Source organism: Rhizobium sp. LC145 (genome assembly GCF_001005825.1).
GTDB lineage: Bacteria > Pseudomonadota > Alphaproteobacteria > Rhizobiales > Rhizobiaceae > Neorhizobium.
This window is the reverse complement of the sequence record NZ_LBHV01000001.1, coordinates 24409-44291: the sequence shown is the minus strand read 5'-3', so window position 1 is coordinate 44291 and position 19883 is coordinate 24409. Positions and strand designations below refer to the sequence as shown.

Sequence of the window (19883 nt, the reverse complement as noted above, 5' to 3'; positions counted from 1 at the left end):
ATCAGCCCTTGCCGCGATAGGGCGACGAAAGCGCGCGGTCGCTGTCTGCAGCGATGAAATCGAGGATTTCCATCACTTCCGGGCAATCCTGGTACTCGTCCCGGATCGCAGCCGCGTTGACGCGGATATTGCCCTCACCCTCGAATATCTGCTTGAAGGCGCGGCGCACCCGATGGATCGTGGCGCGCTCGACACCGGCGCGCGTCATGCCGACCACGTTAAGGCCGCCGAGAATGCCCGGATTTCCGTTGAGCATGCCGTAAGGAATGACATCGTAATTCACGGCAGACAGCCCGCCGATGAAGGCCTGTCGCCCGACACGGGTGAACTGGTGCACCGCGCAGCCGCCGCCGAGAATGGCGCGGTCTCCGACATGCACATGGCCGGCAAGCATGACATTGTTCGACATGATGATGCCGCTGCCGAGCTGGCAGTCGTGCGCAACGTGTGAATTGGCGAGGAACAGGCAATCGCTGCCGACCACCGTCTTGCCGCCGCCGCCAACCGTGCCGCAATTCATCGTCACGCCTTCGCGCATGGTGCAGTTGTCGCCGACCGTCAGGGACGAATCCTCGCCCGCTTCGTGAAGGCTCTGGGAAACGCCGCCGATCACCGCCATCGGAAAGATACGGCAATTACGGCCGATCTCCGTATTGCCGGTCACCACCGCATGGGAGATCAGCTCCACTCCGTCCTTCAGCACGACGCGCGGGCCGACCTGCGAGAAAGGGCCGACCACGACGTTCTCGCCAATGACGGCGCCGTCCTCGACCAAGGCAAGCGGGTGAATGCGAGCGCTGGCAGCGATCTTGCTCATTCTGCGTCCTTACGCACGATCATCGCGCCTATATCCGCTTCCGCAACCAGGGCGCCATCCACCTTGGCGTCACAGTGGAACTTCCAGATATTGCCCCGCTGCTTCTGCTTCTTCACATGATATTCGACACGGTCTCCGGGCACGACGGGTTTGCGGAAACGGGCGTTGTCGATGGTCATGAAATAGACCAGGTTTCCACACTCGCCTTCCTTGCGCGCGCAGATGGCGCCGGCGGTCTGCGCCATGCCTTCCACGAGAAGAACACCCGGCATGATCGGACGTTCCGGGAAATGTCCGGTGAAATGCGGTTCGCTTGCCGTCACGTTCTTGATGCCGATCGCGGAATTGTCGCCGTCGATCTCGATAATCTTGTCGACCAACAGAAACGGATAGCGATGCGGCAAAAGCTTCATGATTTCCTGAATATCGGCCGCGCCGAGGACCGGCTTGGTCTCATCAGTCATTCTTTTCTCCTTTGCGTTTTGCCCTTTCGTCGGAGCGCGCCATCTTTTCCGCCACCTCGCGAAGGAAATCCTTCATCGGCCGAGCCGGAATACCACCATAGCGCGCGCCCGCGGGCACGTCGGCCACGACGCCGCTCATGGCTCCGATCTGCACGCCGTCGCCAATAGTGATGTGACCATTGATGCCCGAAGCGCCGCCGATAAGCACGCCATTGCCGATCTTGGTGGAGCCGGCGATGCCGGCGCCGCTGGCAATACCACAGTGGCGTCCGATCTGCACGTTATGCGCGATCTGAACCTGATTGTCGATCTTCGTACCTTCGCCGATGACCGTATCGTCCATGGCGCCGCGATCGACGGTTGTATTCGCGCCGATCTCGACATTGTCCTGAATGATGACGCGGCCTACCTGCACGATCTTCAGCATGCCCCTGGGACCGGGTGCGAAACCAAAACCATCCTGGCCGATACGCGCGCCGTTATGGATGATGACCCCATTGCCGATCAACGCCGCGAGAATGCTGGCCCCAGCCGCAATCGTGCAATCCCGGCCGATCTTCACATCCGCGCCGACGACGCTGCCCGCACCGATGCGGGTGCCCGAGCCGATTTCCGCGCGCGCGCCGATCACCGCCATCGGCTCCACATGCACGCCGGGCTCGAGCTTCGCGGTCGGATCGATGAAAGCGGCCGGAGAAATCCCCTCGGCTTGCGAAGTGACCGGCGCCGGGCGCATCGCGATCGGGTGCAGCAGCGCTCCCGCTTGGGCGAATACCGTATGCGGGGTCTTGCTGAGAAGGACGGGAATATGTTCGGGGATTGCCGACCGCAAAGCCGCGTCACAGAGAATGGCCGAAGCCCGGCAGGTCGCCAGTTCGTCCTTGCTCTTGCGCGAAAGAATGTAGCAGAGCTGCCCTTCCCGCGCGCGCGCGACCGGCGCCACCGAGTGGATCAGCCGGTCTCCTGCCGAATCGTCAAGCAGTTCTGCCCCAAGATGGGCAGCCAGCTCGCGCAGGCGCACACCACCATGGGGCGGAAAGAATTCATTGTTCTCCATCAAGCCTAAAGCTCCAGAACAGTTGTTGTCCGCAGTTCTGGACGGGCGTGATCAGAACTGGTTCGCCATGCTGAACCGGAATTCCTGGGTCTCGTCGAAGTCTTCCTTCGCGACCGGTACGGCATAGTCGAAGCGGAGTGCGCCGAAGGGCGAAGCCCAGGTCACACCGACACCGACCGATGCACGGATCGAAGAGTCCGTACCGACCACACCGCCGCTATTGGCAACCTCGTTGCCCCAAAGCGAACCGGCATCAGCGAAGAGCGCGCCGCGCAGACCGAAGTCCTGCGGGAAGCCCGGCATCGGGAAGGAGACTTCCGCCGACGCGTTGAAGTAGGTCGTGCCGCCGAGCGGATCGCCGTTCGGCATACGCGGGCCGATACCGTCGTTCTTGAAACCACGGATCTGACGGCCACCGATCATGAACTGATCGAAGACGTTGAGCGAATCACCCGTGCCGACGACATGACCGGCACCCACCGCCAGCGAGCCGATGATATCGGATTCATCCGACAGCATGTGGAAGTAACGCGCGCGGCCAGTGATCTTGTAGAACTCCGAATCGCCGCCGAGACCCGCATATTCATGCGTCAGCGTGGCATAGATGCCTTCGCGCGGCAGCGTGGTGCTGTCGACCGTGTTGTAGGTCAGCGTCTGGGAAATGGACGACTGGACGAACTCGCCGTGCTCGATCAGATCACGGTAGGGCTCGGAGAGATTGTCGCCGACATCCCAGTCGTCTTCACCCTCGTAGTTGATCTGCTTGTAGGTATAGCGGAACGTCGTCGCCAGCTCTTCGGTGATCGGCGCGGTTACGCGCAGCGTCACGCCCTGCTCGTCGTAATCGTAATAATCTTCCGACGAAGTCTGGTTCTTGAAGATGTCGAAGCCGGCAGCCAGTCGATAACCGAGGAAATAGGGCTCGGTGAAGGAGAGCGTGTAGCTGCGCGCATTGTCGAAACCGCCGCCCACGGCGACACGGATAAACTGGCCGCGGCCGAGGAAGTTCTTCTCTTCGATCGAGGCTTCGAGGATGAGGCCGTCGCCACCGGCGGAATAACCGGCGCCGATGCCGAACGAACCGGTCGGCTGATCCTCGACGTCGACCACGACCACCACGCGGTCGGGCGAAGAGCCTGCCGAAGTGGAAATGTTGACGTTCGTGAAGTAGCCCAGCGCTTCCAGACGACGCTTGGCGCGCGAGATCATCTCCTGATTGAAGGCATCGCCTTCGCTGAAGTCGAACTCGCGGCGAATGACGTAATCACGCGTGCGGGTGTTGCCACGGATCTCGATGCGCTCGACATAGGCGCGCTCGCCCTGGTCGACCAGGTAGGAAACGCCGATGGTCTGCGTATCGAAATTGCGGTTGCCGCGCGGCGTGACGCGAGCAAACGGATAGCCGGCCGCAGCCACGCGACGGGAGATCTCTTCCATCGACCGCTGGATTTCGCGAGCGTTGTAGACGTCGCCGGCATGAGTGCGCACCAGACCCTGCAGATCCGCGGAGTTCACGCCATCGACCGTGGATTCCACCGCGATGTCGCCGAATTTGTAGCGAGGACCTTCCTCCACCGTGAAGGTGATGTTGTACTGGTTGGTCGACTCGTCGAGAACGGCCTCGGAGGAGATGATGCGGAAATCCGGATAGCCGTGATTGTAGTAGAACTGGCGCAGCGCCTCTTCATCGGCGCGCAGCTTGTCCTCGTTGTAGACGTCCTTGCGGGTCAGGAAGGACAGCGGACCCGATTCCTTCGTGGTGATGACCGACTGGAGACGACCGTCGCCATAGGCCTGGTTACCGACGAAGTTGATGTTGGAAATCTTCGTGCGCTCGCCTTCGTTGATGACGAAAGCGATGTTGACGCGGCCTTCGCCGACCGGAACCACCTGGGTGGTGATCTCGACATCGCTGCGGCCGGTTGCGGAATAGGCTTCACGCAGGCGCTCGATATCGGCGTTGACCAGTGCCTCGCTGTAGGGGCCCAGAGCCTGGGTCTGGACGACCGACTGCAGCTTGTCGTCCTTGATCTTGCGGTTGCCGTTGAAGACCACCTGATTGACGAGCTGATTCTCGCTCACCGTCACGACGAGCGCGCTGCCCGACACGCTGATTCGGACATCGGAGAAATAACCGGTCGCGTAGAGACGCTTGACCGATTCGTCGATGTCGGCATCCGAGAAGCTGACGCCCGGCTGAATGGTCAGATTGGAACGGACCGCCTCCTCGCCGGAGCGCTGCGCGCCCCGAACCTGGACACTGCGAATAACTGCCGCTTCGGCAGACGGCGCGGAAGCAAGCACCAAAACACCCGCGCCCGACGCGATTACACCAGCAGACAGCGCAAACGCCGACACTGCGTTCAAAAACTTTGAACCAGCCTTCATTTTCAATTCTTACCTTTTCCCGTTGTCCTCAGCGGGTTGGAACCCGACTCCGGCCACGTGTGTCGTTTTACCTGCTTTTACTCTACAAGCAAGGCATCGCGTTAATTTCTGTTTACTTCCTTCCAAGGCGTGACCCAATGGCCACGCAACTCTTCGAAACAGGGTAAACAAAGGGTTTATTGTGTAAAATGAAGGCCCTCACCCGATCAGGTTGCTGATGTCGTTCCAGGTTGCAAAGACCATCAGGCTCAGCACCATAGCCATTCCGATGCGAAACGCGATCTCCTGCGCCCCCGCCCCGAGCGGCTTTCCCCGAACCGCTTCGATTGCGTAGAAAACAAGATGCCCGCCGTCAAGTACCGGCACCGGCATCAGGTTGAGAAGGCCGATAGAAACGGAAAGCACGGCGGCAAGCTGGATGACCGCCGCGACCCCGAGCGTCGCCATCTGGCCGGAAGCCTGGGCCACCCGCACCGGACCACCGAGCTGATCTGCCTTCATCCGGCCGGTAACGAGATTGCCGATATAGCGGAACGTGCCGGTGACGATGTGGCCGGTTTCCTTCACCCCTTCGGAAACCGCTTCCATCGGGGAGAAGGTCTGGACGCGGAAATTGCCGCGCTCCCCATTGGTGACGATGCCGATGATCCCAAGCTCGATCCTGTTGCCGAACTGATCGGTGATCTCCTCGCGCTTTGGAACCATGGGCAGATCCAGTTCACGGCCGTTACGCTCCACCGTCACGACGATCGGCGTCTCCGGCCGCACGCTCACATAGCGGCGAACGTCGTCGAAAGTGTCGATACGCGTCCCGTCGAGCGCCACGAGCCGGTCGCCCGGCTCGACGCCTGCGGAAGCCGCGGCACTTTCCGAACGAACCTCGGCCACCACCGGATCGGCCACGACCTTTCCATAGGTGGCGAACAGGACGGCGAAAATGGCGATAGCGAGCAGGAAGTTGGCGATCGGCCCGGCGGCCACCGTTGCGGCGCGCTTCCAGAGCTTCGCCCCGGCGAGCGTCTTCGCCTTTTCGGCCTCCGTCATCCCCGCAAGGCCGCTGGCGTCCGGAAGGCTCGCGACATCATCGTCGCCGAAGAATTTCACATAGCCGCCGAGCGGTATGGCCGAGAGCTTCCAGCGTGTGCCATGCCTGTCGGTAAAGCCCGCGATCTCCGGCCCGAAGCCGACGGAAAACGCCGTCACCCGAATTCCGCACCAGCGGCCGATCAGGTAATGGCCCATCTCGTGAACGAAGACGAGCAGCGACAGGACCAGTATGAAGGGGATGATATAGCCAGTGATCAGTCCGAAAATCGCCATCGCCATGTCCGTTTCGTCATTCGCGCCGGTCAGAGCCCGAAAAGGAAGCTTGCCACCGACGCATCAGGATGATCTGCCGAAGCCCCATATACAAGCGTTAAAAGAAAGGCCGCGAAACAGGCGAAAACGAGGCCATCCACCCGGTCCATGACCCCGCCGTGGCCCGGAATGAGATGGCTTGAATCCTTCACCCCGAATCGACGCTTGATGAACGATTCGAAGAGATCGCCGATCTGGCTGGAAACCGACAGGAGCAGCGCAAGCGCCAGCGTCCAGAAGGAAAGCCGATAGAAGACGAGGGGGGCGACGGCCGAGCCGGCCACCCCGCCCAACCCCCCCCCGCCGATAGCTCCCGACCAGGTCTTTCCCGGCGAGATCCTCGGCGCGAGCTTCGGCCCCTTCAAGGCCCGGCCGATGAAATAGGCAAGGATATCGGTTGCCCAGACGACTGCGAAGACGAACAGCGTCGCCACGAAGCCGGATTGGTCGGCGCCGCGGATCGCCGCAAGGGAAACGCCGGAAAGCCCCGCATAGAGAACGCCGCCCGGCAGCCACCAGTTGGCACTGCCGAGGGGGACGAGCAGCAGGGCCGTGATCGTGAATCCGCCGAGCAGTGGAACGTTGAGCGACGCTTCGCCGAAGGCGATATTGACCGCGATGAGGATGGTGGCCACCCAGCCGAACATGTTGCCGCGGAAAGCGGATTCGTCGAGCCGGGTAATCGTCGACCATTCGTAATAGATGAGCAGCGCCATCAGCGCTGCGATGAGGCGGAACGGCAGGCCGCCGGCCCATGTTGCGCCCAGGACGATAGCCGCCAGCGCGATCGCCGAAACGATCCGGCGCTTGAGTTCCGATCCCATCAGCCGACCACCGCAGCAGCGGCAGTCTTTGCCGAAAGACCTCCGAATCGCCGGTCGCGGGATGCGAAGATCCTCAGCGCATCGAAAAAGAGCTGCCGGTTGAAGTCCGGCCAGTATTCAGGCAGGAAAACCAGCTCGGAATAGGCGGCCTGCCAAAGCAGGAAGTTCGACAGGCGCTCTTCGCCGCTGGTGCGGATGATGAGATCCGGGTCCGGAATGCCGGCGGTGTCGAGATTGTCGCCAATGCTCCGCGCGTCGATATCTTCGGCCTTCAGGCGGCCAGCCTCGACCTCGCGGGCAAGCTTGGCGACCGCCCGCGTGATTTCGTTGCGCGCCCCGTAATTGAAGGCGATGACGACCGTAAGCCCAGTGTTCAGGCGGGTCGTCTCCTCGGCTTCCAGGAGGAGCGGCAGGATATCGCCGCGCAGGTTCTGCTTGTCGCCGATCACGCGGATGCGCACGTTCTCCCGGTGGAGCTCGGCGAGATCACGCCGGATGAACCTGCGCAAAAGACCGAGGAGATCGTTGATCTCGTCTTCCGGGCGGCTCCAGTTTTCCGAGGAGAAGGCAAAAAGGGTCAGATACCGGACCCCCGCCTCGCCCGCGGCGCGCACCGTCTCGCGAACGGCTTCCACGCCTTTGCTGTGACCGATCGCGCGCGGCAGGCCGCGCTTGTTCGCCCAGCGCCCGTTTCCATCCATGATGACGGCGACGTGTTCGGGTATGATCGGAAGATCAGGAGTGGCCATATTCAGAGCAGTTCCTCGGCGAGCGAAGGCAGGTCAACACGCGAGCTTCGTATCAGACCTGCATGATTTCCTTTTCTTTCTCCACAAGCAAGCGGTCGACTTCGGAAATTGTGTCATCCGTCATCTTCTGCACCCTCTCCGATTGCGAGCGGCTGTCGTCCTGCCCGATAACGCCATCCTTTTCGGCTTTTTTCAGGCCGTCCATGCCGTCACGGCGAACGTGGCGAATCGCGACCTTGGCCTTTTCGGCGTAGTCATGGGCGACCTTCACCAGGGACTTGCGGCGCTCCTCGTTGAGCTCGGGCAGCGGGATGCGCAGGTTCTGGCCGTCGACGATCGGGTTGAGGCCGAGATTGGACTCCCGGATCGCCCTGTCGACCGCGCCGACCATCGACTTGTCCCATACGGAGACGGCGAGCATACGCGGCTCGGGCACCGTGATGTTGGCGACCTGGTTCAGCGGCATGCGGGACCCGTAGGCCTCGACCGTTACCGGGTCCAGGATGTTCGCCGAGGCGCGGCCGGTGCGCAGCGATGCGATATCGCTCTTGAAGGCGTTGATGGCGCCGTCCATGCGGCGCTTGATGTCGTTGAGATCGATTGCGTCACTCATGCAACTACTCCCTGCATTTGTCTGTCCGGCAGTTTCCCTGCCGCGCTTCAGTTGTCCGATACGATGGTCTTGCGACCGCCGCCGGTCAAGATTTCAGCGAAACCGCCCTTTTCATGGATCGAGAACACGATGATCGGAATGGTGTTCTCGCGGGCGAGCGCCACGGCCGCCACATCCATCACCGCCAGCCCCTTTTCCAGGACTTCGCTATGGGTCAGCGTTTCGAAGCGCGTGGCATCGGGAACCTTCTTCGGATCGGCGGAATAGATACCGTCCACCTGCGTACCCTTGAAGATCGCCTCGGCGCCGATCTCGGCTGCGCGCAAGGCGGCGGCGGAATCGGTGGTGAAGAACGGGTTTCCGGTGCCGCCGGCGAAGATCACCACCCTGCCCTGCTCCAGATGGTGCAGCGCCCGACGGTGCGAGAAGCTCTCGCAGATCTCCGGCATGGCGATCGCCGAAAGCACCACCGTCTCGATGTCGAGCTTACGCAGCGAGGTGGCGAGCGCCAGCGCGTTGATGACGGTCGCCAGCATGCCCATGTGGTCGCCGGTCACCCGGTCGCCGCCCTTGGAGGCCACGGCCACGCCGCGAAAGATGTTGCCCCCGCCGACAACGACGCCAACCTCGACGCCCATGGCGCAGGCCTCGGCGATATCGGAGGCGATGCGGTCGGCAACCGCGACATCAATGCCAAAACCCTGGCTGCCCATCAGCGCTTCGCCGGAGGCCTTGAGGAGGACGCGCTTGTAGATGGGATCGGGCGACATGAAGGCTCCTTGAAATCGAACTGCCGGAGAAAATATCAAACCGCCTGCGGATACACGAAGGGCACCGGCTTGTCACCCGGTGCCCTCCGCTTTTGACAGGATAAGGTAGGCTCTATCAGCCCTTGGCGGCCGCGGCCACTTCGGCGGCGAAGTCCGTCTCTTCCTTCTCGACGCCTTCGCCAAGCAGCAGGCGGGCCATGCCGGTCACTTCGATCGGCGCGCCGACTTCCTTCTCGGCAGCCTTCACGGCTTCACCGACGGTCACTTCGGGGTTGATGACGAAAGCCTGCGAAAGAAGGGCGACTTCCTCGAAGAACTTGCGCATGCGGCCTTCGACCATCTTTTCGATGATGGCCTCCGGCTTGCCGGAAGCGCGGGACTGCTCGATGAAGACGTTGCGTTCGCGCTCGGCGACGGCTGCATCGACTTCCTCGGCGCGGATGGCCAGCGGCGCAGTCGCAGCGATATGCATGGCGACCTGACGGCCGATGGCGTTCAGGGCGTCCTTGTTGCCGGTCGACTTCAGCGCGACCAGAACGCCGAGCTTGCCGAGACGGTCGGCTGCGGCATTGTGGATGTAGGTCGCGACAACGCCGTCTTCGACGGACAGCAGGGCCGAACGGCGGAGATTCATGTTTTCGCCGATGGTGGCGATCGCGTCCTTGATCGTGTCGGTGACGGACTTGCCGGTCGCCGGATAGGTGGCGGCACCTACGGCCTCAACGGTGCCGTCGGTGGTGAGCGCCACGTCGGCAATGCCGCGAACGATCGTCTGGAAGGCTTCGTTACGGGCGACGAAATCGGTTTCGGAATTGACTTCGACGACAACAGCCTTGGTGCCGGCGCTGGCAACGCCGATCAGGCCTTCCGCAGCCGTGCGGCCCGACTTCTTATCGGCCTTGGCGATACCCTTGGCGCGCAGCCAGTCGATTGCTGCTTCGATGTCGCCGTTGTTTTCAGCCAGCGCCTTCTTGCAGTCCATCATGCCTGCGCCGGACTTTTCGCGCAGTTCCTTCACCAGTGCAGCGGTGATTTCAGCCATTGTGAGCCTCTTGTCGGTTCATGTTGCGTGCCGCCGGAAAACCTCGGCGAACTCAAGGTTTTGGGAACGAATGTACCCGGAAGTATGACAGGGTGATGAAGATCATCACCGGCCTGTCGCCTCAACCGCGAAGCCGCGGGCGGACAGGTCGTTAAACAGACCGAGGCCAGGGATATTCTCTCTGGCCTCGGTCGAATTGGGAAGCGGGAGCGACTTCAGCCGCTCCGACCTTGGCCTTAGGCTTCGGATTCGCCTTCGAGAGCCGGCTCGATCGGGGCTTCGGCGGAAGCGCCGATATCGCGGCCCGAAGCGCCCTGCTGGCGAGCGATGCCGTCGATGGCCGCGCGGGCGATCAGGTCGCAGTAGAGAGCGACAGCGCGCGAAGCGTCGTCGTTGCCCGGGATCGGATAGTCGATCAGGTCCGGATCGCAGTTCGAGTCGATGATGGCGACGACCGGGATGCCCAGGCGCTTGGCTTCATCGATAGCGATCTTTTCCTTGTTGGTGTCGATGATGAACATCAGGTCCGGGGTGCCGCCCATGTCGCGGATACCGCCGAGAGCCTTGTCGAGCTTTTCGCGCTCGCGCTCAAGGTTCAGACGCTCCTTCTTGGTGAAGCCCTGGGCTTCGCCGTTGAGGATTTCGTCGAGCTTGCGCAGACGGGCGATCGAGTTCGAGATGGTCTTCCAGTTGGTCATCATGCCGCCGAGCCAGCGGGAGTTGACGTAATACTGGGCCGAACGCTTCGCCGAATCGGCGATCAGTTCGGAAGCCTGGCGCTTGGTGCCGACGAAGAGAACGCGGCCGCCACGGGCTACCGTGTCGGAAACGACCTGCAGGGCGCGCGACAGCATCGGAACGGTCTGCGCGAGGTCGATGATGTGGATGTTGTTACGATCGCCGAAGATGTACGGCTTCATCTTCGGGTTCCAGCGATGGGTCTGGTGGCCGAAGTGAACACCAGCTTCCAGAAGCTGGCGCATGCTGAAATCAGGCAATGCCATGCCTTTTTCTCCTTTTCCGGTTGAACCTCCGCAAGGCGAACAGCAGATCCTTCGGACCTGCCACCGGCGGAATTGCCCGGATTTCTCCCGGACGATCCCATGCCTCACGTGTGGAATAGGGCTGCCCTTACAGTCGATCCGTCGGAAAAGCAAGGGCCGCAAGGAAAAAGATGACTTAAGCCATCCATCACGGTCCTTCCTCTTCGAATGAAAGTCAGCTCGCCTTCCTCAACGCCGAAAGCAGCTTTTCATAGGTGGGCGCGAGTCGGCGCAGCGAGGCGGCAGCAGCAGCGTCCTCGCGCGCAACCAGATGGTGCTGGAGGGAGCCGATGAGCTGCGCCTGTTCGGCGGCCGTCGCCGATGCCTCCAGATTGCCTATCCGGCGAAGGCAGACCGCGGCATCGTTTGTCCGGCGCGCGCCGACGCGGACCGCGAAGTGAATGAAATGCCCCCGGAGTTCCTCGTCGCAGCCCTTCTCGATCATCCGGGCAAGCTCTTCGGCTGCCTTGCCATTGCCGAGACTTCCCGCAGGCATCTTGTGATCTCCCTCCATGGAAAGCCAGCGGATCGCCGTCGGGATCGAGGCGAGGATCGTATCCTCCTCCGAAACCCGGCTCAGCCGCTCGAAGCCGGTGCGCATGGTATAGGGTTCGCCGTAATCGAGCGTTTCGGCGCGCCAGGCCTCCATGAAATCCGCAACCGGCAGCGAGGCATAGGGATAGCCTTGCGGATCGTGCATCAGCACCCTGCCCCCGGCAACTTCCAGCACCACGACATAATGATCGGCGCCGATCGGCCCGGTCATGCCCGGCTGGTGACGCAGATGCCCCATCTCGACGGGCCCGACCCAGACAGGACCGTCCCGCAGGGACAGTTCGAGATTGCGAAGCGCCTCCTCGGAGGAGCAGGCCTTGCTGGTTTTGGAAGTCCAGCCGAGCGCCCGCAGGGCATCGTCGAAGCCCTTTTCCGGATCCCAGCCGTACGGATCGAAGAACGGCTGCTTGCCGCCGATCAGCTGCATGCCGAAAGGGCTGCCGGTCGCAAACTCGATCACCGCCGTCGAAGGTGCGTGATCGCCGAACATCATCGCGAAGGAGTTCGCGTAGCAATAGGGGCCGGAACCGATATAGGGAAAATGCTGCATATCCTGTCTCCTCGCATGGCTGGAGACACGACAAAGGGGGCAAATTTCCCAAAATTGTCAAGCGGTTGGGCGGCGTTCCCGCGGCAAGGTTCCGCCTATTGCGGCGCGGAGCAGTTTTCCGGCCCCTTGTCCAGCATTTCCAGCTTTTCCAGGCTGCCGGTCAGTACGAAGTCACCATAGTCCATGGTGAGGTCGCGGGTGATGCCGTTGCCGTAGAGCTTGAAGGACATGCTGTAGACCGGCGTGGGGTCACCGTCGGCGCCTTCATTGAAATAGGAAATGGTGACGGGCCAATAGGGGGTCTTGGAGAATTCTCCCGCCTTGTCCGCATCGGCATCGCCCGGCGCCGGCGCCTGTTCCTTGCCGAGCACTGTCGTGGTCATCAGGCTCTGATCGCCGTTTTCCGAACCGTCGAAAATCCGCGATTCGAAGAAGCGGTTGCCCTTCTTGGCATTCTCGATGACTTCGAGCATGTGCTCGGTCGGAAAATCGCTGGTCGCAAGATCGATCTGCCGTTGCTCGGGCGCAGATATCGCCACCTTCACGCCGCTCTCCCCCGCGACCGCCTCGCCCCTCACCTGCTTGTCGAGCTGCTCGTCGGTGAAGGATTTCGTCTCGAAGCGGAATTCGCGGGCCAGCGCATTTTCGAACGTGGTCGTCTGCTGGTCGGTCATGCGCGTTTCCTCACCGGTGCTGATCCTGGTGACGAAACGGAAATTGGTGGTGAACCCGGTACAGGCGGAGCCGGTGAATTCGTAGACCATGCGGCCGTACATGCCCTCGATTCCCGAGCGCTCCGAAGCTTCCTTGAGCTTGAGATCGTAGACGGCGCGGTGCGGCACGAGCATTCGCGCACTCTCCGCCCCGGCATTTGCGGAGATCGCTCCGCTCAAGGCGAACGCGGCGGTCAGGATGGCCCCGAAGCTCATGCGATACATTCATTATCTCCTGTTGGACTCAGGGCTCGGTGTTATAAGAACGCAATCAAGCAAGCTTATCTGCTTGATGCAGGATTTTGGAAGACATTACAACGAAACCGGGAGTCGAAAATGTCCGATGCCATCGATAGCCGATTGAAGGAACTGGGGATCACGCTTCCCGCCGCAGCAGCGCCGGCAGCCAATTACGTGCCCTTCACCATCAGCGGCAATCTTCTTTTCCTCTCGGGACAATTGCCGATCGAAGATGGCAAAGTTGCGGTGACCGGGTTGGTCGGCCGCGACGTGGACGTCGCAAGGGGCCAGCGCGCCGCGGAACTCTGCGCGATCAACATCCTCGCCCAGGCCAAGGCGGCACTTGCGGGAGACCTCGGCAGGATACGCCGCATCGTGAAGCTCAACGGCTTCATCGCCTCGTCGCCCGACTTCACCGAACAGCACCTCGTCATGAACGGCGCTTCCAACCTCATCGCCAATGTGCTGGGCGAGCCCGGCAAGCATGCCCGCGCCGCCGTCGGCATGGCATCCCTTCCGCTCAATGCCGCCGTCGAAATCGACGCGATCATCGAGATCGAAGCATGACCTCCGCATCCTGGGTCAAGGAATTGCCCGTCGCCCATCGCGGCTATCACGACATGAACAAATCCGTCTGGGAGAATACGCTGTCCGCCTTCTCGCGGGCGGTGGAAGCGGGCTTCGCCATCGAATGCGACCTCCAGCTCGCCGCCGATAGCGTGCCGGTGGTCTTTCACGACCACGACCTTGAGCGGCTCTGCGGCATCAAGGGCGATGTGCGCGAACGGACCTCGGCCGAACTCGGCATGCTCGCCGTCGGCGGGACGAAGGACCGAATTCCGACGCTGAAGCAGATGCTGGCGCTCGTCGCCGGAAAGGTGCCGCTCGTCATCGAGCTCAAAGGCCGCGCACTCAAGGGCCGCGAAGGCGAGGATGACGGCTTTATCGAAGCCGTGCTCGAAGTGCTGGAAGGCTATCAGGGCAAGGTCGCCCTCATGAGCTTCGATCATCACCTCCTGAAGGAGCTGAAGGCTGCAGAGGCTCCCTATCCGCTCGGCCTCACCGCCGAAGGAAACAAGCCGGAGGATTTCTTCAGGCACGACGAAGCCATGCAGCTCGGGCTCGATTTCATCTCCTATCACTGGGCGCATCTGCCGAACAGCTTCGTCACCGGGCAGAGACAGGCACAAATTCCGGTGATCACCTGGACCGTGAGGGATGCAAAGGCCCGCGAAGATACCTATAAATATGCGGACCAGATGACATTCGAGGGTTTTGACCCACGGGAGATGGCCGCCGTCTAAATGCCAGGCAACCTCACCATCCGCATCGAAAAATCCTTCTGCGCGATCAACCGGGAAAGCTGGTCGCGCCTTTCCGGCACCTCGAATGCTTCTTTAGACATCGCTTATAATCCATTCATTTCCCATGCGTTTCTCTCCTCCCTGGAGGAGTCCGGCTCGGCTGCCGCAAAGACCGGCTGGCTAGGGCAGCATCTGCTCCTGGAAAACGATGCGGGAACGCTGATCGGAGCGGTTCCGGGCTATCTGAAAAGCCATAGCCAGGGCGAATACGTCTTCGACCACGGCTGGGCGGACGCCTTCGAACGGGCCGGCGGCCGCTATTATCCGAAGCTTCAATGCACCGTGCCCTTCACGCCCGCGACGGGTCCGCGCCTCCTCATCTCCGCCGGCTATGATCCGGAAGCCACCCGCGCGACGCTTGCCGCCGGTCTCCAGGAGGTGACGCGCCAGCTCGGCGTCTCCTCCGCGCATGTGACCTTCCTGCCGGAGGCGGAACTGCCCGCCTTCGAAGAGGCCGGCTATCTGCATCGCACCGACAAGCAGTTCCATTTCTTCAACGAAGGCTATGCCGACCACGACGAGTTTCTGGAAACGCTGGCTTCCCGCAAGCGCAAGGCGCTGAAGAAGGAGCGCCGGGCCGCGGTCGAGAACGGCATCACCATCGAGTGGCTGACCGGCACGGACCTTACGGAAGACATCTGGGACCAGTTCTTCTCCTTCTACATGGATACGGGCGGCCGCAAATGGGGCAGGCCCTATCTCACCCGCAGCTTCTATTCGCTGATCGGCGAGCGCATGGCAGACGACATCCTCCTCGTCATGGCAAAACGCGCGGGCAAATACATCGCCGGCGCCATCAACTTCATCGGGGGCGATGCGCTTTACGGCCGGCATTGGGGCTGTATCGAGGATCACCCCTTCCTGCATTTCGAGGTCTGCTATCATCAGGCGGTGGACTTCGCGCTGGCCAAGGGCCTGAAACGGGTGGAGGCGGGCGCGCAAGGGGAGCACAAGCTGGCGCGCGGCTATCTGCCGGTCACCACCCATTCAGCGCATTACATCGCCCATCCGGGTCTGCGGCGGGCGATCGCCGATTATCTCGAGCGCGAACGCCATGAGGTCGAGTATATGAGCGAATACCTGTCCGAACACAGTCCGTTCCGTAAGGGTGAGCGGCAGCAGGAACAGGATTGAGCCCGGCGCAATCGGGTTCATCAATCAAGGAGAGGACATCACCATGAGCGGCCAGACCTATGACGAGAACAACATCTTCGCGAAAATCCTGCGTGGCGAAATCCCCTGCCACCGCATCTACGAGGACGACCATACGCTCGCCTTCATGGATGTGATGCCGCAATCGCCGGGCCACCTGCTGGTGGTGCCGAAGACGCCCTCCCGCAACATACTCGATGCCGATCCGACGGTGCTCTCGGAACTTATTCCGATCGTCCAGAAGCTTGCCAAGGCCGCGAAAGAAGCCTTTGAGGCGGATGGGATCACGGTCATCCAGTTCAACGAGCCCGCCTCCGGGCAGACCGTCTATCACCTGCATTTCCACGTCATCCCCCGCTACGAGGGTCTGGCGCTCAAGCCGCATTCCGGCAAGATGGAAGATAATGAGGTGCTCGCGTCCCAGGCGGAAAAGATCATCGGCAAGCTCGGGAACTGACCCGAGCCTTCACGGGGCCGGTATCAGAAACCGAGCCACCAGAGCCCGCTTGCGAGAAGCGCCATGGAAACGGCGACCCCGACGCCGACCTTCTGGCCGGACAGGAGGAAGGCGACGAACCCGAGGCCTGCAGCAGCCAGCCGCAGCCATAGCGGCGAGCCCGCAAGCGTTCCGGTCGGAAAAACGATGAGCTTGGCGGTGACGGCCATCACAAGTGCCGTCGCCACCGCCCTCACCCAGTGCAGCGCTTCCGAATCTTCGTTCAGGCGGTTGCCGGTGAGAACCCCCAGCCAGCGCCAGATGTCGGTTGCGAGAAAGCCCGCTACGGCGATCACCAGATAGCTCCACCACCAGGCCTCGGTCATCGCGCGCTCCCTGCCCGCCTGCGCCGGCGGATATAGAACCGGTCGACGAGATAGGCGGCCGTGCCGCCGCCGATCCCCGCATAGAGCACGTCGAACTCCGGCGCCACCAGCGCCATCAAAGGCCCGCCGACGATACCGACCACGAAAGCAAGCTTCACCACGCTGTGATGCGCCGTCGCCCAGATCGAGGCAACGAAATAGACCGGCGTCAGCATGAAGAGCGTGCCGGCGACAAGCGGCGGAAATTGCGACACCAGCCCATAGCAGATGGCGACGATGCCGGTGTTGATCGTCGTAAGCGTCAGGCCGAACCCCAGGAAATAGACGGCGCGGTGTTCGCGCGGCACGTCGCGAAGCGTTCGAAGCGCGAACACCCAGGCGGTGATTGCGATGAAATGGGAAGCGAAGAGCAAGAGCCAGGTGGGCGTCCGCCGCGTGCGCATCTCGGGCACGATCGAAGCGACCATCGGCATCATGCGGATGGACGACAGCGTCACCGCGAGGAAGCAGGCCGCAAGCGGCGCCCCGGTCGTCATCATGCCGACAAGGATCATCTGCGCCGGCAGAGCCCATATGCCGAAGGTCATGAACATCGCCTCGCCGCGCGAGATCCCCGCCTCCAGCGCAAAGGCGCTGAAGCCGACGAAGGACGTCATGAGTATGAGGGCGGGCAGCGAGGTGATGCCCTTCATTCCGGTATAGAACCAGAACGAAGCGGGCCGCGTATCACTGTCTAGGGACATGAAAAATCCGGATAGCGCAAAGGTACTTCAATACAGAAACGACAATGCCGGGACGAGCCCGGCATTGTCGGCTGGTGACGCCAGCCTCACTTCTTCTTCGGCACCCTTGGAACGGTGCTGCCCTTGCGGGGCGATGTCTTGGGCGGCTCTTCCGATGCTATCACATCGGCATCGACCATCGCGCGCGCCTTGGCCGATCCGCCGTCCTTGTCCTTGCCGGACTTCTTCGGCGTCTTGGCTTTTGCCTTGGGCGCAGCCTCTTCGGCTGCTTCTTCCACTTCGGCTTCCGGCTTCGGTTTCACCGGCGCGGTTTCCGGAATGGCTTCGAGGATCAGGCCATCCTTGCCGTCTTCCTTCTTGCCGACCGTGACGTTCACCACGCCGCCCTTGCGCAGCTTGCCGAACAGGATCTCGTTGGCAAGCGGCTTCTTGATGTGCTCCTGGATGACACGCGAGAGCGGACGCGCGCCCATCTTCTCGTCGTAACCCTTTTCGGCGAGCCAGGCGATCGCATCCTCGTGCAGGTCGAAGGTGACGTTGCGTTCCGAAAGCTGCGTCTCGAGCTGCATGACGAACTTCTGCACGACCTGATGGATGACTTCCGTCGGCAACGGTGCGAACGGGATCACGGCATCCAGGCGGTTGCGGAATTCCGGCGTGAAGAGGCGGTTCAATGCTTCCTCGTCTTCGCCGGTGCGCTTGGACGAACCGAAGCCGATGGCAGCCTTGGCCATTTCCGAAGCGCCCGCATTCGTCGTCATGATCAGAATGACGTTGCGGAAGTCGATCTTCTTGCCGTTATGGTCCGTCAGAGAGCCGTGGTCCATGACCTGCAGCAGGATATTGAAGATATCCGGATGCGCCTTCTCGATCTCGTCGAGCAGGACCACGCTATGCGGATGCTGATCGACGCTATCGGTCAAAAGGCCGCCCTGGTCGAAGCCGACATAGCCGGGAGGTGCGCCGAGCAGCCGCGAGACGGTGTGGCGTTCCATATATTCCGACATGTCGAAGCGCAGCAGCTCGACGCCGAGCGAGGAGGCAAGCTGCTTGGCGACTTCCGTCTTGCCGACGCCGGTGGGCCCGGAAAAGACATAGGCGCCGATCGGCTTGTTCGGCTCGCGCAGGCCCGCACGGGCAAGCTTGATGGCGGTCGAAAGCGCCTCGATCGCCTTGTCCTGGCCATAGACCACAGACCGCAATTCCTTTTCCAGGTTGGCGAGAACCATCTCGTCATCCTTGGAAACGGTCTTCGGCGGAATGCGCGCCATCGTGGCGACCGTGGCTTCGATTTCCTTTTCGGTAATCAGCTTGCGGCGCTTCGAGGCCGGCAGCAGCATCTGCGCCGCACCGGTCTCGTCGATCACATCGATCGCCTTGTCCGGCAGCTTGCGGTCGGAGATGTAGCGGGCCGACAGTTCGACGGCGGACTTGATCGCCTCGTTGGTGTAACGAAGCTTGTGATAGTCCTCGAAATAGGGCTTGAGGCCCTTCATGATCTCGATCGCGTCATCGATCGACGGCTCGTTGACGTCGATCTTCTGGAAGCGACGGACGAGCGCCCGATCCTTCTCGAAGAACTGGCGATATTCCTTGTAGGTGGTCGAGCCGATGCAGCGGATCGCCCCGGACGAAAGCGCCGGCTTCAGGAGGTTGGACGCATCCATTGCGCCGCCCGAGGTGGCGCCCGCACCGATCACGGTGTGGATCTCGTCGATGAAGAGCACCGCGCCCGGATATTCCTCGAGCTCCTTGACGACCTGCTTCAGCCGCTCTTCGAAATCGCCGCGATAACGGGTGCCGGCAAGCAGCGTGCCCATGTCGAGCGAGAAGATGGTGGCGTCGGAAAGCGCTTCCGGCACCTTGCCTTCGACGATCCGCTTGGCTAGGCCCTCGGCGATCGCCGTCTTGCCGACGCCGGGGTCGCCCACATAGAGCGGGTTGTTCTTGGAGCGGCGGCACAGCACCTGGATGGTGCGGTTCACCTCCGCATTGCGGCCGATCAGGGGATCGATCCTGCCCTCGCGGGCCTTGTCGTTCAGGTTGACGCAATAGGCCTTCAAGGCGTCCTGCGGCTTCTTGGCCGATCCCTCGTCCTGCTCGCGGGCAGGCTTGGAATCCGGATCGGCCTCCTCGGCGCCGCGCGGCGGACGGACCTGGGAGGAGCCGGGCCGCTTGCCGATGCCGTGGGAAATGTAGTTGACCGCATCGTAGCGGGTCATCTCCTGCTCCTGCAGGAAGAAGGCCGCATGGCTTTCCCGCTCGGCGAAGATCGCGACCAGGACGTTTGCCCCGGTCACTTCCTCGCGACCGGAAGACTGGACGTGGATCACCGCGCGTTGGATGACGCGCTGGAAGCCGGACGTCGGCTTGGAGTCCTCGTCATAACCGGTGACCAGATTGGAAAGCTCGTTGTCGACATAGTCGCTAACGGTCTTGCGCAGGACTTCGAGATTGACGTTACAAGCGCCCATGACCGCCGCTGCGTCCGCGTCGTCTATCAACGCGAGAAGCAGGTGTTCGAGCGTGGCATATTCGTGATGCCGCTCGTTGGCAAAGGTCAGTGCCTGATGCAGCGCCTTTTCAAGACTAGGCGAAAAAGTTGGCACGTGGGGTTC

Annotated in this window: 20 protein-coding genes; 4 read left to right on the top strand and 16 right to left on the bottom strand. The window is 61.9% G+C overall.

From position 1 onward, the window contains the following. Position 1: 1 nt before the first annotated feature. The 13 genes from lpxA to YH62_RS00180 all read right to left on the bottom strand — a co-directional run bounded on the left by lpxA (position 2) and on the right by YH62_RS00180 (position 13169). Positions 2-817 carry an acyl-ACP--UDP-N-acetylglucosamine O-acyltransferase gene (lpxA, locus tag YH62_RS00240; RefSeq protein ID WP_046792167.1) on the bottom strand — a complete coding sequence of 272 codons (816 nt, stop codon included), beginning with the start codon at positions 815-817 and terminating at the stop codon, positions 2-4. Then, positions 814-1281, bottom strand: a complete 468-nt coding sequence (fabZ, locus tag YH62_RS00235; RefSeq protein ID WP_046792166.1) for a 3-hydroxyacyl-ACP dehydratase FabZ — start codon at positions 1279-1281, stop codon at positions 814-816. The genes lpxA and fabZ overlap by 4 nt, the downstream gene beginning before the upstream one ends. Further along, positions 1274-2338: a UDP-3-O-(3-hydroxymyristoyl)glucosamine N-acyltransferase gene (gene lpxD / locus YH62_RS00230; RefSeq protein WP_046792165.1), complete on the bottom strand. Its 1065-nt coding sequence runs from the start codon at positions 2336-2338 to the stop codon at positions 1274-1276. Before lpxD ends, fabZ begins: the two co-directional genes overlap by 8 nt. Positions 2339-2389: 51 nt before the next feature. After that, the gene (gene bamA / locus YH62_RS00225; protein ID WP_046792164.1) at positions 2390-4726 is read right to left on the bottom strand and encodes an outer membrane protein assembly factor BamA; all 2337 of its coding nucleotides are present in this window, start codon (positions 4724-4726) and stop codon (positions 2390-2392) included. A gap of 198 nt (positions 4727-4924) precedes the next feature. Next, a complete protein-coding gene (rseP, locus tag YH62_RS00220; RefSeq protein ID WP_046792951.1) occupies positions 4925-6046 on the bottom strand; it encodes an RIP metalloprotease RseP in 1122 nt (373 codons plus the stop codon). Between the two features lie 29 nt (positions 6047-6075). Further along, positions 6076-6909 carry a phosphatidate cytidylyltransferase gene (locus tag YH62_RS00215; RefSeq protein WP_046792163.1) on the bottom strand — a complete coding sequence of 278 codons (834 nt, stop codon included), beginning with the start codon at positions 6907-6909 and terminating at the stop codon, positions 6076-6078. Further along, positions 6909-7658, bottom strand: coding sequence for an isoprenyl transferase (locus tag YH62_RS00210; RefSeq protein WP_046792162.1), 750 nt, complete (start codon positions 7656-7658; stop codon positions 6909-6911). Before YH62_RS00210 ends, YH62_RS00215 begins: the two co-directional genes overlap by 1 nt. Before the next feature lie 52 nt (positions 7659-7710). Next, the gene (gene frr, locus YH62_RS00205; protein ID WP_046792161.1) at positions 7711-8271 is read right to left on the bottom strand and encodes a ribosome recycling factor; all 561 of its coding nucleotides are present in this window, start codon (positions 8269-8271) and stop codon (positions 7711-7713) included. A gap of 47 nt (positions 8272-8318) precedes the next feature. Beyond that, positions 8319-9041, bottom strand: a complete 723-nt coding sequence (gene pyrH / locus YH62_RS00200; RefSeq protein WP_046792160.1) for a UMP kinase — start codon at positions 9039-9041, stop codon at positions 8319-8321. Positions 9042-9156: 115 nt separating this feature from the next. Further along, a complete protein-coding gene (tsf, locus tag YH62_RS00195) occupies positions 9157-10083 on the bottom strand; it encodes a translation elongation factor Ts (protein ID WP_046792159.1) in 927 nt (308 codons plus the stop codon). A 236-nt stretch (positions 10084-10319) separates the two neighbouring features. Next, complete coding sequence (rpsB, locus tag YH62_RS00190) at positions 10320-11087, bottom strand: 30S ribosomal protein S2 (RefSeq protein WP_046792158.1); 768 nt, start codon at positions 11085-11087, stop codon at positions 10320-10322. A gap of 214 nt (positions 11088-11301) precedes the next feature. After that, on the bottom strand, positions 11302-12231 hold the full coding sequence (locus YH62_RS00185; RefSeq protein ID WP_046792157.1) for a hypothetical protein: 930 nt from the start codon (positions 12229-12231) through the stop codon (positions 11302-11304). A gap of 95 nt (positions 12232-12326) precedes the next feature. Next, positions 12327-13169: a cell envelope integrity EipB family protein gene (locus YH62_RS00180; RefSeq protein WP_046792156.1), complete on the bottom strand. Its 843-nt coding sequence runs from the start codon at positions 13167-13169 to the stop codon at positions 12327-12329. Positions 13170-13280: 111 nt separating this feature from the next. Between YH62_RS00180 and YH62_RS00175 the strand changes: the two genes are divergently transcribed. The 4 genes from YH62_RS00175 to YH62_RS00160 are packed head-to-tail and all read left to right on the top strand — an operon-like array spanning position 13281 to position 16157. Then, entirely contained in the window at positions 13281-13751 is a 471-nt protein-coding gene (locus YH62_RS00175; protein WP_046792155.1) for a RidA family protein, read from the top strand. After that, the gene (locus tag YH62_RS00170) at positions 13748-14488 is read left to right on the top strand and encodes a glycerophosphodiester phosphodiesterase (RefSeq protein ID WP_046792154.1); all 741 of its coding nucleotides are present in this window, start codon (positions 13748-13750) and stop codon (positions 14486-14488) included. Before YH62_RS00175 ends, YH62_RS00170 begins: the two co-directional genes overlap by 4 nt. Continuing rightward, entirely contained in the window at positions 14489-15682 is a 1194-nt protein-coding gene (locus YH62_RS00165) for a GNAT family N-acetyltransferase (RefSeq protein ID WP_046792153.1), read from the top strand. 43 nt (positions 15683-15725) lie between these two features. After that, positions 15726-16157, top strand: coding sequence for an HIT family protein (locus YH62_RS00160; protein WP_046792152.1), 432 nt, complete (start codon positions 15726-15728; stop codon positions 16155-16157). 23 nt (positions 16158-16180) lie between these two features. On the opposite strand, the gene YH62_RS00155 is transcribed toward YH62_RS00160, so the two are convergent. From YH62_RS00155 to clpA, 3 genes are all read right to left on the bottom strand, one after another. Next, positions 16181-16522 (bottom strand): AzlD domain-containing protein, encoded by a 342-nt coding sequence (locus YH62_RS00155; RefSeq protein WP_046792151.1) that lies wholly within the window; start codon positions 16520-16522, stop codon positions 16181-16183. Further along, a complete protein-coding gene (locus tag YH62_RS00150) occupies positions 16519-17265 on the bottom strand; it encodes an AzlC family ABC transporter permease (protein WP_046792150.1) in 747 nt (248 codons plus the stop codon). The genes YH62_RS00155 and YH62_RS00150 overlap by 4 nt, the downstream gene beginning before the upstream one ends. An 86-nt stretch (positions 17266-17351) precedes the next feature. Then, complete coding sequence (clpA, locus tag YH62_RS00145; RefSeq protein ID WP_046792149.1) at positions 17352-19874, bottom strand: ATP-dependent Clp protease ATP-binding subunit ClpA; 2523 nt, start codon at positions 19872-19874, stop codon at positions 17352-17354. Positions 19875-19883 lie beyond the last annotated feature (9 nt).